This is a genomic window from Corynebacterium sp. KPL2830 (assembly GCF_040225635.1).
GTDB lineage: Bacteria > Actinomycetota > Actinomycetes > Mycobacteriales > Mycobacteriaceae > Corynebacterium.
In genome coordinates this window covers 82,319-97,102 of record NZ_JBEHFR010000001.1, presented here as the reverse complement: position 1 = coordinate 97,102, position 14,784 = coordinate 82,319, and the positions used below count along the sequence as shown (strand labels likewise).

Genomic DNA, 14,784 nt, shown 5'->3' with positions numbered 1-14,784 from the left:
ACGAACGCATGACCACTTTCCGGGATTGGATACGCAGCTTTGGCAGCTTCTGCGCTCAACTCGCCCACTCTGCGTGGGGCTCAATTCGCGCGTGGTCACCGCGACGCTGGATACTCATCATCGCGCTCGCGCTTGCTGGAGTTGCGCTTTTTATTTGGCTCGATATTCCCGATCTCTCCCAGATGCGGGCCGCCGCTGCCCGCCTTGGTGCGTGGTTTCCGGTCGCCTTCACGCTAGGTTATGTCATATTTACGCAATTTCCCCTGCCTCGGACCATCTGGACGGTTGCGGCTGGCATCCTTTTCGGTCCCTGGCAGGGTCTTGCCATCTCACTATTCGCGCTCACAATATCGGCCGTAATATCGCTGCTGATTGTGCGCAGCCTGCTCGGAGACTGGATTAGGCCACACCTTGCCCACCCCGCGGTTTATACCATCAATGCCCACCTGGAGCGGCGCGGTTGGCTGCCCATCGCTTCCCTGCGCATGGTCGCGGGGGTGCCCTTCAGCCTCCTCAACTACGTCGCTGCGCTTACCCCCATCAGCGTTTCGCACTTTACGGTCGCTACGTTGGTGGGCTCGATTCCCACTACGGTCATCGGCGTCTTTTTCGGCGATGCGCTTACGGGCACGGCCAGCCCTGGGATCATCGCTGCCTTTATCGTCTTTGCCCTCGCCGGCATCGGCGGGCTTGTACTCGATTCCCGCCTGCCGACTCCCGTCCAGTCAAGGTTAAGCGGTAGACTGTAACGAACTGCTCGCGATAAAGGAGGATCCTCGTGCTCGCTGTCCATGCCCGCTACCGTGGGCGTTCCGTGCGCCGCGCTGAGCTCGTACAGCGCTCGGCGGCCGCGCTATCCACCCTCGAGGGCGTCGGCGAGTTTCACGTCCTTGGTGTGGAGGATATTTGCGCCGTGGTCGATTCCGCCACCGCAGTGTGTGAGGTCGTCATGGCCTTGCTTGCCGATGGCGACTGGGCCATCGGCATCGGCATCAGCCCCGGCAACCAGGCAGACGAGGACAGCGCGCGCCACGTGGCCACCGCGGCGCTGAAAAATTCCGCCCGCATGGGGCAGGTCTACACCAAACTCAATAAGCGCGGGCGTTCCGCGGAGGCAAGCGATATCGCCGCCGCCTTCGCGCTCATTGGATACGTGCTGAATAAGCGCACCATCGAGGGCCGCGAGGCGACCTCGCTCGTACGGGCGGGGCTTAATCAAAATGAGGCCGCGGAAGAATTGGGCATTTCCAAGCAGGCGATGTCCCAAAGGCTGCAGGCTGCGGGCTGGAGCGCCGAGATGGCCGGGTGGCAATTAGCGGTCAACCTCATTGAACGCGCCAATCTAGCCTAGGCCCAGAAAACTCGGCCCGCGGCGGCTTAGACAAGGTCTGATTTGTGCAGCTCCGGCGTGGTCACAAAATCCACCAGCCGCTCGACCGCCCCGATAAGGCTCGAGTCCAAATCCCGGAAAGAATGGACCGCGTTATAAACGTGGCGCCACCCATCGGAGGGATCGGACCACCCCACGCGGCGGCAGATTCCGGTCTTCCAGTCTTCACTGCGCGGTACCTCCGGCCATGCTTGCAGGCCTACACGTTGTGGTTTTACTGCCGCCCAAATATCCACAAAGGGATGGCCTGTGACTAGAACGTGCTCCCCCACTGACTCAGTCATTCGAGTTTCTTTCGACCCTTTGACCAAGCGGTCCGCGAGCACGCCGACCCGGCGGCTGGGGCCAGGCTGAAATTCGGCGAGCCTTTCTTCGAGGTTGTCCAAGCCTTCTAGGTATTCCACAACCACGCCTTCGACGCGCAGATCGTGCCCCCACACCTTTTCCACGATGGCGGCATCGTGGACGCCTTCGACCCAAATGCGCGATGGCGCTGCCACCTTGGCCTCCACGTTTTCTACCCGCCTAGAGCCCGAATTCGATTTGCGGGGTGCTTGCTTGGGCACATACCGAGTGAGCGTCACCGGCTGGCCTTCTACTAAGAATCCGCCCTTGATGAGGTTAAATACTCGCTCGACACCGTGGCGGTCTTCTAGCCGCACGACCTCACCAAAGACGGTCTTATCCACGCCTAAAACGGCGCCCACGAAATCATCACCGCGCACTTCCACCACCATGCCCGGCTCTGCCGGCACTTCTGGATACTGGGTGGGCTTGCTGCGCCGGTGCCCAGCAAAAATATCTCCGCCATAAGGATCTAAACTCATGGCCCGATAGTCTATCTACTACACTTGCTCGCCATGGATATGCGCGCCGAAGTGTGGTCCCCTCTCCAAAACTCCGCCATCTGGCTCGCTGCATGGTTGTGGGGACATGAGACAACAGATGAGCTGCTCGATGCATTGACGGAACTGGGCGGGCGCCCCGAATGCCTCGGTGAAACCCCCTTCATCGACTTGCTCGCCCTGCTACGCGCCGAAACGCAAGAGCTCACCTCTCAGCCAGGCGCGGGCGGGGAGCCCCTCCTCCGGCTCATTTTATCCGGGCCGGGTGAAGCGCCGGCGCTTCCCGCGGGCTCAGAGTCTGCCCGTGCGGCCGCGCAAAGTTCAGCGGGCGCCATTGTGGTGCGCACCAATGATCCGGAAGTCTCGCTCGTTCTCATCCCCCATCCCCGTCGAGCCCACACGGCATGGCAGGTGATCCGCGAGGACCAGCCGCTGCCCTCGCCGGCCTGGCTGAGCCCCGGCGAGGCGGACGCATTGTTGACTAAGGCAACGGATGAATCCGCCGATCTCATTACGGCCACCGGCTACCAGTCCACCGCTCTTAATAATCCCCGGCTCACGGTGGGTACCTTGAGCGATTTCTATGACACGCCCGGCCTGCCACCGGCCACCCCGCCACGGGCTGCAAAGCTCTTTGTGCGCGCGGACCGCGTTGCCGCGATCATCGAAACCGTCACGGATAGGATCAACGATCACAGCCTCGATCCGGAGCTTCTCCGCTTATGGCGCCATATCCGGCAGGCGCGAATGACGGGAGTGGCTTATTCTGCAGCGGAATTCGCCCGCTAGAGCAGGCTCGCCGGCCCCTTAGTGAGCGCGGATATCGCAGCAGCCGGCAGCGCAGGGCGCGCCGTTGGTGGTACACCCCTGGACGGTGACATTCCCGCTGGTCTCCCACGGTTGCCCTTGTTCGAGTTCTTCCACCAGATCCACGATCATGCCGGCAAAACGCTGGGAGGGGCCAGCGGTACGGGCGCGTTCGACCTGTACGCCCATCTCATCGGCAGCGGCTTGCAGCTCAGAATCCAAGTCCCAGATGACCTCCATGTGATCGGAGATAAAACCGATGGGGCACACCACCACGGCGTCTACGCCGTCGTGGTCATGGATTGCGGTGGTGTGGTCCACGATGTCTGGTTCCAGCCACGGCGTCTTCGGGTTGCCGGAACGCGATTGCCAGACCAGGTCATAATCCGAGATTCCGGCGCGCTCGGCCACCAATCGGGAGGCTTCGGCTACTTGCCGGGAGTAGAGGTTTTTGTCCCCATCGGCGCCACCGACATTATCGTGTGCATTCGGCACGGAGTGGGCTGTAAACAGCATACGCGCGCTGCCCATTTTCTCTGCGGGGATACGCCGCCAGGCCTCGGCGACGGCATCGACCATCTCCGCGATGAACTTGGGGTGATCATAAAATTGTCGAATCTTGGTGAACTCGATTTCTGCCAGACCCTTATCTTCAAGGTGTTGCCGCATCGCAGCAATGTCTTCATCGTATTGCCTGCACGCCGAGTAGCCGCCCCAAGCGGAGGTGGCGAAGACGGCCACCGAGCGGATCCCCTCTTCCGCCATTTTCTCTGCGGTAGTTGTGGCAAAGGGGTGCCAGTTTCGATTGCCAAAATAAACCGGTAGATTATGTCCGCGTTTTTTCAGCTCGCCTTCGACGTTATGGATAATTTCCCGGTTCAGGCCGTTGATCGGGCTTACTCCGTCAAAGTGGAAATAATGCTCGCCCACTACTTCTAAGCGCTCGCGCGGAATTCCGCGGCCCCGCGTAACGTTCTCTAAAAACGGAACGACCTCCTCGTTTCCTTCCGGGCCACCGAAAGAAAGAACGAGGAGGGCGTCGAATTTTTGGGCAGGATGCTGTGCGTCAATCATGCCCTAAATAGTAGCAACCACAAGGCTAAGAATTAGAGAAGGCGCACAACATCCGGGGTCGCACCAGCCCAGCGCACAGGGGAGACCTGTACGTTCTGCCCAGACTGCGGTGCCTCAATCATTTGGTCATTGCCCAAGTAGATCGCCACGTGCTGGCTGCCGCCGGCACCGTAGAAGATGAGGTCGCCGCGTTGCATGTTATCGCGCGAAACCTTATTGCCCATCTGGTACTGCGCGCCGGTGTAGTGCGGAAGGTCCAGGCCCGCTGCGGCGAACGCGTACTTAGTCAATCCAGAGCAATCAAACCCGCTCCGGCCGTAGTCGCCAAAGCTATCGGCGATGCCGCCGTCCCGGAGGCCGCCAGTTGGGCCATTGTTGTCGCCACCGCCCCACACGTATGGGGTGCCGATGACAGATTCTGCGCGAGCGATCACAGCCTCAATCTGGCTGCTATTGCCCGGAGCAGGGGTGGATGGCGCTCCGGACCCTTGACCGGTGGCGGAAGGATCAGTGCTTGCCGATGGCGCCGTATTCGGGCTGCCAATCCCCAACAAGTCTGCAGATCCCTCCATTAGTGCTCGCACATCGTCTTGGTCGACGGATGCGGCGAGCTCCCCGGCGACGTCCATAACGTCCGATGCCGAGGATCCGGTGCCAAAGTCCACCGTGTTAAAGGACGGGGTTGCCCCCTGGTTAAGCGCAGTGCCGAACTCCGCCTTCGGGGGCGCCGGATCCGCCTGCTCGTCCGAACCGACGTCGTTATTAGTCGCTTCAGGTAGCGGAGCCTCGTCGGGAACGATTTCGTCGGTAAAGTTTTGAGACTTGTCTTTATTCAAGTCTTTCGACTTGACGGGAGCATCGGCAAACGCATCCCCATTTACCTTAAATTCAAGGTTATTATCTTGATTTTGCACCTTTGGAAGGTCGCCTTGTTGGGATACCTCCACCGCCTGCTGCTGGTGAGCAAAAGACGCCTCGGCGAAGTTACGGGTGGCATTCATTTGAGCTTCCCGCTGGGCCAAGTTACGGCGGTGCTCTACCATTGCCGATTCGGCTGCGCGCTTATCGGCATAAGCTTGGTCAAGCTCTGCCGCATCGTCCGCAAGCTCAGGATCGGCCGAAAGCTGGGCGATGCGCTCTGTCGCGGCCGCCGCTTGCTCCTCCGCCTGGTCGAGCAGCTGCTGCAGCTGATCTACGTCCCGCTGCTGAGCATCAACGTTTGATACAGCGCGGGCAATGGAGTCATCTGCACCGGCGCTTGGAACTTCTTCAACCGCGCCGGCTTGGGCGGGATCGGGGTGCTCATCTGCTCCTGCGGGAGCGATGGACGTAAGGGGCGATAGCGCTGCGGCACCTGCGACTGCAGCTATAGTTGCGCGAACATGTCGGATGCGCGGTAGACGAATGGTGGCCACTGGAATTCTCCTTGTTTGGACCACCTTCCTATTAAAGATTGGGACACCATGAACCGCACTTGGGCATAGGAATGCCCGAGACACTGAAGCTTGCGCATTTTCGCACAGCAGCAAGCTCAGAGTCTTCGTTGCGATATTCCGAATCCGATAGCCGCACACCCAAAGGCTTATGGGTATGCGTTATCGCCCTGGCAGCCCTTAGCTCCAGGAGGTAAGCGGCACATGAGCCCGAAAAGTAAAGACTTCACCTAGGGATTGCGCACGTCTATTAAAGCTCTATGCACTGATGCTTGAGCTCAGTAGCCTCACGACTCAATGCCCAACAATCGCTACTATTTCCCCATACCAGCGACATGTATGGTGCACTTTCTCCACGTGTCCTACGCGGTTTACTGTGAGCGTGAGCGCTCTAGCGCTGCAGGGAGCATCTACTACTCTCCCATTGCAGTTCCAATCTAGGATTGGCGCATCTTCATAGAGCTCCAGTTGTGGCGTGCGGTGAATTTGGGTTGCTAAAAGAGTCCAAGCCCCTTCGCACGCTGCGCTTGGCACAGTGAGAACTGCCCTATGATCCTTGGCGCAACTCGCCGCGGCGCAGTGGATGTACAGCTTTATTCGCGTACTCTTCCGTGCGAGGGCAAGCGGCCACAAACCATGAACAGGCCACACGATGCTGGCCCTAGTGTGATTCCGGTTCCCTCATTCTCCCATTCTGCACGTACCCGACTGCGCTCCTCGCGAACCTCGTGCCTGGATTCCGCTTCTCTGGGAATCCAATATCGAAGGGCTCGACAAAGAACAACACCCGCATACCCACACAACGGAGCTCTAGCGAACTCGTCTCACCACTTTTAAGGAAGGTGGGTTGATGTTTATTTTTCGAACATTGTCATCGCTCAAGTGAAAGATTTTCTACTCTCCCGTTCGAGAGTTCGCTCCGTGGTTCATTGACTTCCAAGAACCGCCAATTCCTCGATTCCCGCGAGGCGTGCTTCCCCACATACCCGTGCGAATCTTCAATTGACCGTCAAGGCTAAGCCCATGAACTCAAGAAGATATTCATGTCCCTTGAGTCGACACTCGAACCATACGTCACGACACGCCCTTTTCGCACACATTCCACTTAATTACGTGGAGTCAAGTTAAACCACATGACGCAACAGTCGTACCTAACCTGCAATAATTTTGTTACCATCCCGTTATTGTGATGTTCATCACTTTGGTTTTCGTATTTCGAGGGTCTTGCGCCCCGAGCTGTAACCAATTCGGAGCCATTTCACAGCTCTAGAACCACTCCCCCAACTCAAGTCAACCACTAAGCCTTTACTTTGACCCCTCCCCCGCTCCCCTGACCTTTTAGGCAACCACAGTTTTCTTCATCCGCAGCGACCCGGAGTCGCCCGAGGGGCGCCCGTAAGGAGGCTGATGAATCACGCCAATTCCTGAACATCATTTTCTATAAACCTCAGGGTGGGCACCGCAAGTCCCTTCGGTGCGGTACGCCACGACGCTCATGCGGCCGCAAAATTTAGCTCGATTCGGCGGATGGTTCTGGGGCGCGCCGAGCGCTGAAAAAATGGAATTTTTCTTCTACTTTTTCGAACAAACATAGCTAGAAGTTGGATACGTTTGGACGCCTTGATACGTCCACCCTCCCCGGACCCGCGCCCTCCTGAATGGCAGCTACTTACCCCCGAAGTTCGCGGTGAAGGGAGGCACGCCAATAACTTAAACCGCCGAAAAGTAGGGCGAGTATGGCGACGACGGCGACGACTGCGATCATCGGAAAGCTGCTTTGCTCAAGCCCTGCATAGTACTGCTGCACAAGATCGACTTGGTTAAGTCCCGGTTTTAATTGCGCCTGGGAAGATTCAATATCCGCACGGCTATAGTTCTCGCTAACCGAGGAGACATGGCGCGGGGTCTGCACGATGACAGTGTGCAGATCGGTAGCATCATGGAGCTCTTGTGCAATGTCGCGCGCGTCGGCGGCCTTGGAGACAAAGACATCGACCACGGCAACCCCGTCACCCTCACGCAGTTGCTCTGCGACGTGTGCGTTCAGCTGAGTATCCGATTCCAGGGAGGGTGCGGAATAAGCCACGCCATCCTGCTTGAGCTGCTGAGCCAGCCGCGGGACGTCCACATCACCCGGAACCATTCAATCCTCTTCCCTCTATTTCCCTGTTACGGAGGCTCGTGCACCCGAAATCGGGGGTTATGCACTGCGCATATTCCTCAGTCGTTCTTCATTAAAGATAATGGTTACCGCCGCCGCCCACACAGTAAACGCGCCGAGTGCGACTAAAAGCTTTAAACAGAACGCTTGTCCCGTTACAATTGAAGCAACGGAAGGTTTTTACCTCTACAATAAATAGGTGAACCATCGCGTTCTTTGCCGTCTTTGGCACTGCGGGCCCCATGGCTTCGTCTCGACCACTATGTGGTCGCGCACCTTTTGCTTATCCCGCAACTCCAGTAGGCGGCGAGTACAAAACAGAACAGACTGTTTATCAACAAGGAATGGAGCTCCCTGTGACTGAAAGCTTGAACTCCTTCGACGCCAAGAAGACCCTTGATGTCAACGGTAAGTCTTACGACTACTTTGACATCAACACGGTTCCTGGCATGGAGAAGTTGCCGTACTCCCTCAAGGTGCTGGCAGAAAACCTGCTGCGCAATGAGGACGGCAAGAATGTAAACGAGGACCACATCAAGGCCCTCGCCAATTGGGACCCAAAGTCCGAACCGGATACTGAAATCCAGTTCACCCCAGCCCGCGTCCTCATGCAGGACTTCACCGGTGTTCCCTGTGTCGTCGACCTCGCAACCATGCGTGAGGCCGTTTCCGCTCTTGGCGGTACGCCAGACCAGGTTAACCCGCTAAACCCGGCCGAGATGGTTATTGACCACTCCGTCATCGTTGAGGCCTTTGGCTCCACCGACGCTCTTGAGAAGAACGTTGAAATCGAGTACCAGCGCAACGAAGAGCGCTACCAGTTCCTGCGTTGGGGTGCTGAGAACTTCTCCAACTTCCGCGTTGTTCCTCCGGGAACCGGTATTGTCCACCAGGTCAACATTGAGTACCTGTCCCGCGTTGTCTTTAACAACGAGGGCTTGGCATACCCGGATACCTGTATCGGTACCGACTCCCACACCACCATGGAAAACGGCCTGGGCATCCTGGGCTGGGGTGTTGGCGGCATCGAGGCAGAGGCTGCCATGCTTGGCCAGCCGGTATCGATGCTCATCCCGAAGGTCGTCGGCTTCAAGCTCACCGGCGAAATCCCGACCGGCGTTACCGCAACCGACGTCGTCTTGACCATTACGGAGATGCTGCGTGAGCACGGCGTTGTCCAGAAGTTCGTAGAGTTCTACGGCAACGGCGTCAAGTCCGTCCCGCTGGCTAACCGCGCCACCATCGGCAACATGTCGCCAGAGTTCGGTTCCACCGCGGCCATCTTCCCCATCGACGAAGAGACCACCAAGTACCTCGAGCTCACCGGTCGCCCGCAAGAGCAGATCGACCGCGTCGAGCAGTACGCCAAGGCCCAGGGCATGTGGCTGGCAGAGGACACTCCGGAACCGGAGTACTCCGAGTACATCGAACTCGACCTGTCCACCGTTGAGCCGTCCATTGCCGGCCCGAAGCGCCCGCAGGACCGCATCCTTCTTTCGGAGGCCAAGGAGCAGTTCCGTAAGGATCTGTCCAACTACACCACCGACGAAGTATGCGTGGATGACTCCTCCGTTGAGGCTAAGCGCATGTCCGGTGAAGGCGGCGCGCCTGGCGATGAGGACGTCACCGGTGGCTTGAACAAGTCGCGCGAGGGCCACGGCGAATCCGCCGCCATTGGCGCGAAGGGACGCCACTCCAACCCGATCACCGTCGAACCTGACAACGGCGGCGAGTACACCCTTGACCACGGCATGGTGGCAATCGCCTCCATCACCTCGTGCACCAACACCTCTAACCCATCCGTCATGGTGGGTGCTGGTTTGATTGCGCGTAAGGCCGCTGAAAAGGGCTTGCGCTCCAAGCCATGGGTCAAGACCATTTGTGCACCTGGTTCCCAGGTTGTCGATGGCTACTTCCAGCGTGCAGACCTCTGGAAGGACCTCGAGGCTATGGGCTTCTACCTGTCCGGCTTCGGCTGCACCACCTGCATTGGTAACTCCGGCCCGCTGCCAGAGGAAGTTTCTGCAGCCATCAACGAGAACGACTTGGCAGCTACCGCAGTCCTGTCCGGTAACCGCAACTTCGAGGGTCGTATCTCCCCGGACGTCAAGATGAACTACTTGGCATCCCCAATCATGGTTATCGCCTACGCTATCGCCGGCACCATGGACTTCGACTTTGACAACCAGCCGCTGGGTCAGGACGAAGACGGCAACGATGTCTTCCTGAAGGACATCTGGCCTACCCCGCAGGAGATCGAGGACACCATCCAGTCCGCCATCTCCCGCGAGATGTACGAGGCCGACTACGCCGACGTCTTCAAGGGCGACGACGCATGGCGCAACCTGGATGTTCCAGAGGGCGAGACCTTCGAGTGGGATGAGGACTCCACCTACATCCGCAAGGCTCCGTACTTCGAGGGCATGCCAACCGAACCGGCCCCAGTTGAGGACATCAAGGGCGCTCGCGTTCTTGCGAAGCTGGGCGATTCCGTCACCACCGACCACATCTCCCCTGCTTCTGCCATCAAGCCGGGCACCCCGGCTGCGCAGTACTTGGACGAGAACGGCGTGTCCCGCTCTGACTACAACTCCTTGGGTTCCCGCCGCGGTAACCACGAGGTCATGATGCGCGGTACCTTCGCCAACATCCGCCTGGCTAACCAGCTGGTGGATGAGACCGGTGGTTACACCCGCGACTTCACCCAAGAGGGCGCACCGCAGGCATACATCTACGATGCATGCGAGAACTACAAGGAAGCCGGCATCCCACTGGTCGTCATCGCTGGTAAGGAATACGGCACCGGTTCTTCCCGTGACTGGGCTGCAAAGGGCACCAACCTCCTGGGTGTTAAGGCAGTCATCACCGAGTCCTTCGAGCGCATCCACCGCTCGAACCTCATCGGTATGGGCGTTATCCCGCTGCAGTTCCCTGAGGGCGAGTCCCACGAGTCCCTGGGTCTGGACGGTACAGAAACCTTCGACATCGAAGGCATCACCGAGTTCAACGACGGTTCCATCCCGAAGACCGTTCACGTCACTGCTACCAAGCAGGACTCCGACGACGCCGTCGAGTTCGACGCTAACGTGCGTATCGACACCCCGGGTGAGGCAGAGTACTTCCGCCACGGCGGTATCCTGCAGTACGTGCTGCGCCAGATGGTGAAGAACTAAGCCACTTAATGCGACGGAAAAGTACTAAGCTTTTTGGACTTAGTGCTCGTCGCTGAGCTTGATGACGCGGGGTCGCACCGCTCTCTCCCGTAGAGGGCTCTGCGGCCCCGCGTTTTTTCATTGTCGTTCTATGTTCGTTTCAGAACATACTTAACTTGAAGCATTAATCATTCCTAAAAGGAGACGACCTCACCATGCCAATCGTGAGTGAATCTGAGTTAAATCGGCGCAGGCACGAAATTCTCGTCGGGGCTCGCCGGTGCTTTGCCGAACATGGCTATGAGGGCGCGACTGTCCGCCTCTTAGAACAAGCCACCGGGAAATCACGCGGCGCCATATTCCACCACTTTGGGGACAAGGAGTCCTTATTCCTCTCTTTAGCCCGCGAAGATGCCGCACGCCAGGCAGAAGTGGTGGCCAATAACGGCCTCGTCGAGGTTATGCGGGAGATGTTGCGTCACCCAGAACGCCACGATTGGCTTGCCACGCGTCTGGAGATCACTTCCCTCTTGCGCACGGACCCATCGTTTGCTGCTCGGTGGAAAGAACACCAGTCCATTCGTGACGAGGCTATCCGCGCCCGCCTCGCTTCCAACGCGGAACAAGGCCGCCTGCGAGACGATGTCGATATAGATACCCTGGTGAGCTATTTGGAAACCTTCATGGATGGGTTTATTAATAGGCTCGCCTTAGGGGATACGGATGGCCTGGAGCGTGTCCTCGATCTGGTGGAGCAATCCATTCGAAGTTCTAGGTCTCCACAGCGCTAACCGAGCCCATTACGTTGCTCTTGTGGGCAGCCAGTGCTAAAAGCAAGTGCGGGCCTGACCCCGGAAAGTGGACACGTCGGGGGTTAGGCCCGCAATTCTTTGAACGAAAGCGCAAGGAAGGCAAGCATCACAACGCCGCAGTCGTAGCACTCGCCCGCAGACGAATCAACGTCCTCTACGCCATGATGCGCAACCACGAGTATTACCGCGACCCCGCCCCAGCAAAGGAAACCGCAGCAGCCTAACCCCTAACAACGAAACAAGCCGACTGGAAAAATCCCAGTCGGCTACCAATCGCGCGCAAAACAACACACCTAAAACTCCCGAGTTGAGGATCCACCCCGTCAACCCCATCCGCGAGACTGACAAACTTTATAGGAACACCCCCGCTTTCGTCACTCCGCTTTTCTCACTGGGAGGCGAAGGCGCCAGCTGAACGCAGACTCGGTTAGTCGGTGCCCTCTGCCAAGACGCCGGCAGTGGAAAGCTCCACTTCCTGGACGCTGACATACTGCGCTATCTCTGCAACGAACCCTGGATCGTGGCACGTAAGGACGATTGCCGTTCCTGAGTCCAGCGTCTTATGAATCAGTTGATGCATCAACGCTCGATCCGTTAGGGACAGCAAGCTATCCGGCTCATCCATGAGCAAGATGGCGTGGCCCATCCCCACCACATGTGCCGTTTGGGCAAGCCTCAGCCGGGAATCAGATAGATCCAATGGGTGCTCATCGGCATCAAGTTCCAGCAGCTCCCGTAACGCGGGATCGGGAACAAAATCCCCCAAAGTGGAATATATTACCTGGTCATAAGGAGATTGTAGGACCAATCCCAGAGGCTCTGCTGGGCGCTGTGCCCCATCAAGGCCGGCGGCGGCGCGCAGGAGTGACGTTTTTCCGGTTCCGTTTGCCCCGCGCAACCAAGTCACGCCGCCGCCGCAAATGGGGATGGTTACCGGTCCGACGCTAAAGGTATTGCCGGAAGGCTTCGCCGATTGCCACCAGCGCTTCTTTTCCTGTCCTCGGCGCGCAGTAAGCGGCCCGAGGTATTCTTGCGCCCCATAATCCGAAATCGATTGCAGGTGTATAGGGGCAGGTTGTGGGATCTCTCCTACGACCTCCCCGCCCAATTCGGGCCAGTGCATGGATGACACGGCAAGAACGCAGGTATTGCTCAGCGAATGCAATAGCTGCACCATCATCGCCAACGATGTGGGGTCAAGCCCCGCGCTCGGCTCGCACATGATGAGCACCTCGGGCTCGCGGATCGCAACGCAAGCAGCGGCGAGCCTCCGCGTCTGACCGCCAGAAAGCTGGGTGGGGTTCTTCTCCGCGTAATCGCTAAGCCCCACCGCCGCGAGCATTTCCTCTCCGCGTACCTGCATGCGGGCTGGGTCCTCACCCTGGTTTTCTAATCCTAGGACCACTTCTTCGATGCAGGTATCGCGCAGGTAGCTCATCTGCGCGGAGGAGTCAGTACCAATGATGGCGGATGATGAGAATTTTTCGCCCAGCTCTTGCGCCACGTTTTCGGCGATGGCATCCGAAGGAACAAGTACTTGGACGATGCGTCCCTTACTCGGCTGAATATCGTCTATATCCATACAAAGACCATGACTCCTATGGTTCCAATGGAAACGATGTAGCGCAGCACGCGGGACAAGATTGAATCCGGCACCGGCCGCAAAAGGGTCCTGGTCCCCTCTTCATCAAAACCCACGGCTGCAAGGGCGTGGCCGCGCTCGGTGCCTTGGATCAGGAGGCGCGAAATCACCGGGATGACTACCCGCGAGATAGTATTACGCCACGTCACCTTGATTCCCGCCAGCTGGTTGGCATCACGAACGGTCCGCCATGCCTGCGCACCCTGCGGTAAGGACTGTAATGATGCACCAACGATGTAGGCAATTTTGTGCCCCGCGCGCGAGACTTGTAGCCATTTCGCAATATCGGATATCCGCAGCACGGACATCGCCACGATGAAGCACACCATGAGCGCGAAAAAGCGCAGGGCAAGTGTGACGGCGATGAGCAGGCCATCGCTTGTGACGAGCGGAATCAGTTGGTTATCGCCATAGGGGGCGTGGATCACCAACATCGATAAGGCCACCGGAGCACAGAGCGCTGCAGAGGCCAAGACGATCGCAAGGGATCTCGTGGCCCACACGCCATAGGCAAGCATTGCGCCAGCTACCACTGCAGAGGCTAGTGGGCTATTGAGAGCGAGGATAAGTAGCCAACCGCACGCAGCAATAGTGAGGACCGTCGACGGGTGAAGGCGATACATTAGCGAGGCTGCAGGGATTCCCGGGTGCGCTTAGGCAAGGATTTCACGGCAGCCCACACGATGAGGAAGACAACGGCCTTGTCCAGTGGGTCGGAGATAAGTGATTGCATCGTGACGGACGCAATCAAGGAGTTGCCGAGTTCGCGGAAGAGGGACGTGAGCGCGCCGGTACCGACACCCGCCGTACCGCCGTATACGAATGCGGCCACGGGTGCGGCGAGCATGCCGCAGATGATGCCGATGATGGCACCGCTGACGATGACCTTCCAGATCTTAGTAAACGCGCCCTTTTGGATGGCCCAACCGGAAAGGAAGCCGGTAGCAGCGGAAACTGCGGCGAATGGGAGTGCCATCGGGTTGAGCAATCCCCAGACCACTGAAGACAGCGTACCGGTAGCAAGCCCAGCAATGGGGCCTGCCAGTGCCGCCACCAGGATGGTTCCCACGGAGTCGATATACAGTGGAATACCGCTCGAACCGATGATTTGGCCCACCACGATGTTGAGAACCAACGCGATGGGAATAATGGCGATGGTACGAGCCGGCAGGGACGGCACGGTGCCGGCGAGCAGCAAGGCCGCACCGATGAGGTAGCCGGCCAGGGTGATCAAGGCTTCGGCGGAGCCCGCTACGGACTCCCAATCAGTTGGGCGGAAAAGCACCAAGTAGATCCACGTGGCGACGACGAGCGCGGCGCCCGCGATGACCATCCCCCGGCGGGCAGGGGTAAGAGAAAGCTGAGGCATAGAGGTATTCCTAATCCATCAATGTGAAAAAGAGATTGGGGCACACTGCTCTTGTAGTCCCAGCCTATGTCACCTCAGCGTAGGAAAAATGTGGCGTAT

At 58.4% G+C, this 14,784-nt stretch carries 12 protein-coding genes and 1 pseudogene; 6 read left to right on the top strand and 7 right to left on the bottom strand.

All coding sequences use genetic code 11. The features are described from left to right. Positions 1-8: 8 nt before the first annotated feature. A complete protein-coding gene (locus ABRP87_RS00440) occupies positions 9-749 on the top strand; it encodes a TVP38/TMEM64 family protein (RefSeq protein ID WP_349867043.1) in 741 nt (246 codons plus the stop codon). Between the two features lie 29 nt (positions 750-778). Continuing rightward, positions 779-1,351 carry a hypothetical protein gene (locus tag ABRP87_RS00435; protein WP_005282991.1) on the top strand — a complete coding sequence of 191 codons (573 nt, stop codon included), beginning with the start codon at positions 779-781 and terminating at the stop codon, positions 1,349-1,351. Positions 1,352-1,377: 26 nt separating this feature from the next. Here ABRP87_RS00435 and ABRP87_RS00430 read toward each other — a convergent pair whose 3' ends face one another. Further along, entirely contained in the window at positions 1,378-2,217 is an 840-nt protein-coding gene (locus ABRP87_RS00430; protein ID WP_349867041.1) for a DUF3097 domain-containing protein, read from the bottom strand. Between the two features lie 33 nt (positions 2,218-2,250). Between ABRP87_RS00430 and ABRP87_RS00425 the strand changes: the two genes are divergently transcribed. Further along, positions 2,251-3,024 carry an Rv1486c family protein gene (locus tag ABRP87_RS00425; protein ID WP_349867039.1) on the top strand — a complete coding sequence of 258 codons (774 nt, stop codon included), beginning with the start codon at positions 2,251-2,253 and terminating at the stop codon, positions 3,022-3,024. A gap of 18 nt (positions 3,025-3,042) precedes the next feature. Here the strand turns inward: ABRP87_RS00425 and ABRP87_RS00420 are convergent, their stop codons facing one another. The 3 genes from ABRP87_RS00420 to ABRP87_RS00410 form a co-directional block, all read right to left on the bottom strand. Further along, entirely contained in the window at positions 3,043-4,116 is a 1,074-nt protein-coding gene (locus tag ABRP87_RS00420; protein WP_349867037.1) for a ferrochelatase, read from the bottom strand. Positions 4,117-4,148: 32 nt separating this feature from the next. Beyond that, on the bottom strand, positions 4,149-5,531 hold the full coding sequence (locus tag ABRP87_RS00415) for an NlpC/P60 family protein (RefSeq protein ID WP_349867035.1): 1,383 nt from the start codon (positions 5,529-5,531) through the stop codon (positions 4,149-4,151). A 1,687-nt stretch (positions 5,532-7,218) separates the two neighbouring features. Next, positions 7,219-7,692: an Rv1476 family membrane protein gene (locus ABRP87_RS00410; protein ID WP_023022390.1), complete on the bottom strand. Its 474-nt coding sequence runs from the start codon at positions 7,690-7,692 to the stop codon at positions 7,219-7,221. Positions 7,693-8,066: 374 nt separating this feature from the next. Here ABRP87_RS00410 and can point away from each other — a divergent pair, with 374 nt between their 5' ends. The 3 genes and pseudogenes from can to ABRP87_RS00395 all read left to right on the top strand — a co-directional run. Further along, a complete protein-coding gene (can, locus tag ABRP87_RS00405) occupies positions 8,067-10,883 on the top strand; it encodes an aconitate hydratase (RefSeq protein ID WP_349867033.1) in 2,817 nt (938 codons plus the stop codon). Positions 10,884-11,077: 194 nt separating this feature from the next. Further along, positions 11,078-11,653 carry a TetR/AcrR family transcriptional regulator gene (locus tag ABRP87_RS00400; RefSeq protein ID WP_239268152.1) on the top strand — a complete coding sequence of 192 codons (576 nt, stop codon included), beginning with the start codon at positions 11,078-11,080 and terminating at the stop codon, positions 11,651-11,653. 107 nt (positions 11,654-11,760) lie between these two features. Beyond that, positions 11,761-11,898, top strand: a pseudogene (locus ABRP87_RS00395) (IS110 family transposase); the annotation flags it as partial. Positions 11,899-12,101: 203 nt separating this feature from the next. Here the strand turns inward: ABRP87_RS00395 and ABRP87_RS00390 are convergent. From ABRP87_RS00390 to ABRP87_RS00380, 3 genes are read right to left on the bottom strand one after another with little or no spacing between them, the layout of a single operon-like run. Continuing rightward, positions 12,102-13,256, bottom strand: coding sequence for an ATP-binding cassette domain-containing protein (locus ABRP87_RS00390; RefSeq protein WP_349867030.1), 1,155 nt, complete (start codon positions 13,254-13,256; stop codon positions 12,102-12,104). Beyond that, complete coding sequence (locus ABRP87_RS00385; protein WP_349867028.1) at positions 13,247-13,939, bottom strand: energy-coupling factor transporter transmembrane component T family protein; 693 nt, start codon at positions 13,937-13,939, stop codon at positions 13,247-13,249. The genes ABRP87_RS00390 and ABRP87_RS00385 overlap by 10 nt, the downstream gene beginning before the upstream one ends. Further along, positions 13,939-14,685: an ECF transporter S component gene (locus tag ABRP87_RS00380; protein ID WP_005283022.1), complete on the bottom strand. Its 747-nt coding sequence runs from the start codon at positions 14,683-14,685 to the stop codon at positions 13,939-13,941. Before ABRP87_RS00380 ends, ABRP87_RS00385 begins: the two co-directional genes overlap by 1 nt. Between the last annotated feature and the right edge of the window lie 99 nt (positions 14,686-14,784).

Coding starts and splice junctions, on each gene's coding strand:
- ABRP87_RS00380 (WP_005283022.1), bottom strand. CDS start 14,685: ATGCCTCAGCTTTCTCTTACCCCTGCCCGCCGGGGGATGGTCATCGCG.
- ABRP87_RS00440 (WP_349867043.1), top strand. CDS start 9: ATGACCACTTTCCGGGATTGGATACGCAGCTTTGGCAGCTTCTGCGCT.
- ABRP87_RS00425 (WP_349867039.1), top strand. CDS start 2,251: ATGGATATGCGCGCCGAAGTGTGGTCCCCTCTCCAAAACTCCGCCATC.
- ABRP87_RS00410 (WP_023022390.1), bottom strand. CDS start 7,692: ATGGTTCCGGGTGATGTGGACGTCCCGCGGCTGGCTCAGCAGCTCAAG.
- ABRP87_RS00420 (WP_349867037.1), bottom strand. CDS start 4,116: ATGATTGACGCACAGCATCCTGCCCAAAAATTCGACGCCCTCCTCGTT.
- ABRP87_RS00390 (WP_349867030.1), bottom strand. CDS start 13,256: ATGGATATAGACGATATTCAGCCGAGTAAGGGACGCATCGTCCAAGTA.
- ABRP87_RS00400 (WP_239268152.1), top strand. CDS start 11,078: ATGCCAATCGTGAGTGAATCTGAGTTAAATCGGCGCAGGCACGAAATT.
- ABRP87_RS00385 (WP_349867028.1), bottom strand. CDS start 13,939: ATGTATCGCCTTCACCCGTCGACGGTCCTCACTATTGCTGCGTGCGGT.
- ABRP87_RS00430 (WP_349867041.1), bottom strand. CDS start 2,217: ATGAGTTTAGATCCTTATGGCGGAGATATTTTTGCTGGGCACCGGCGC.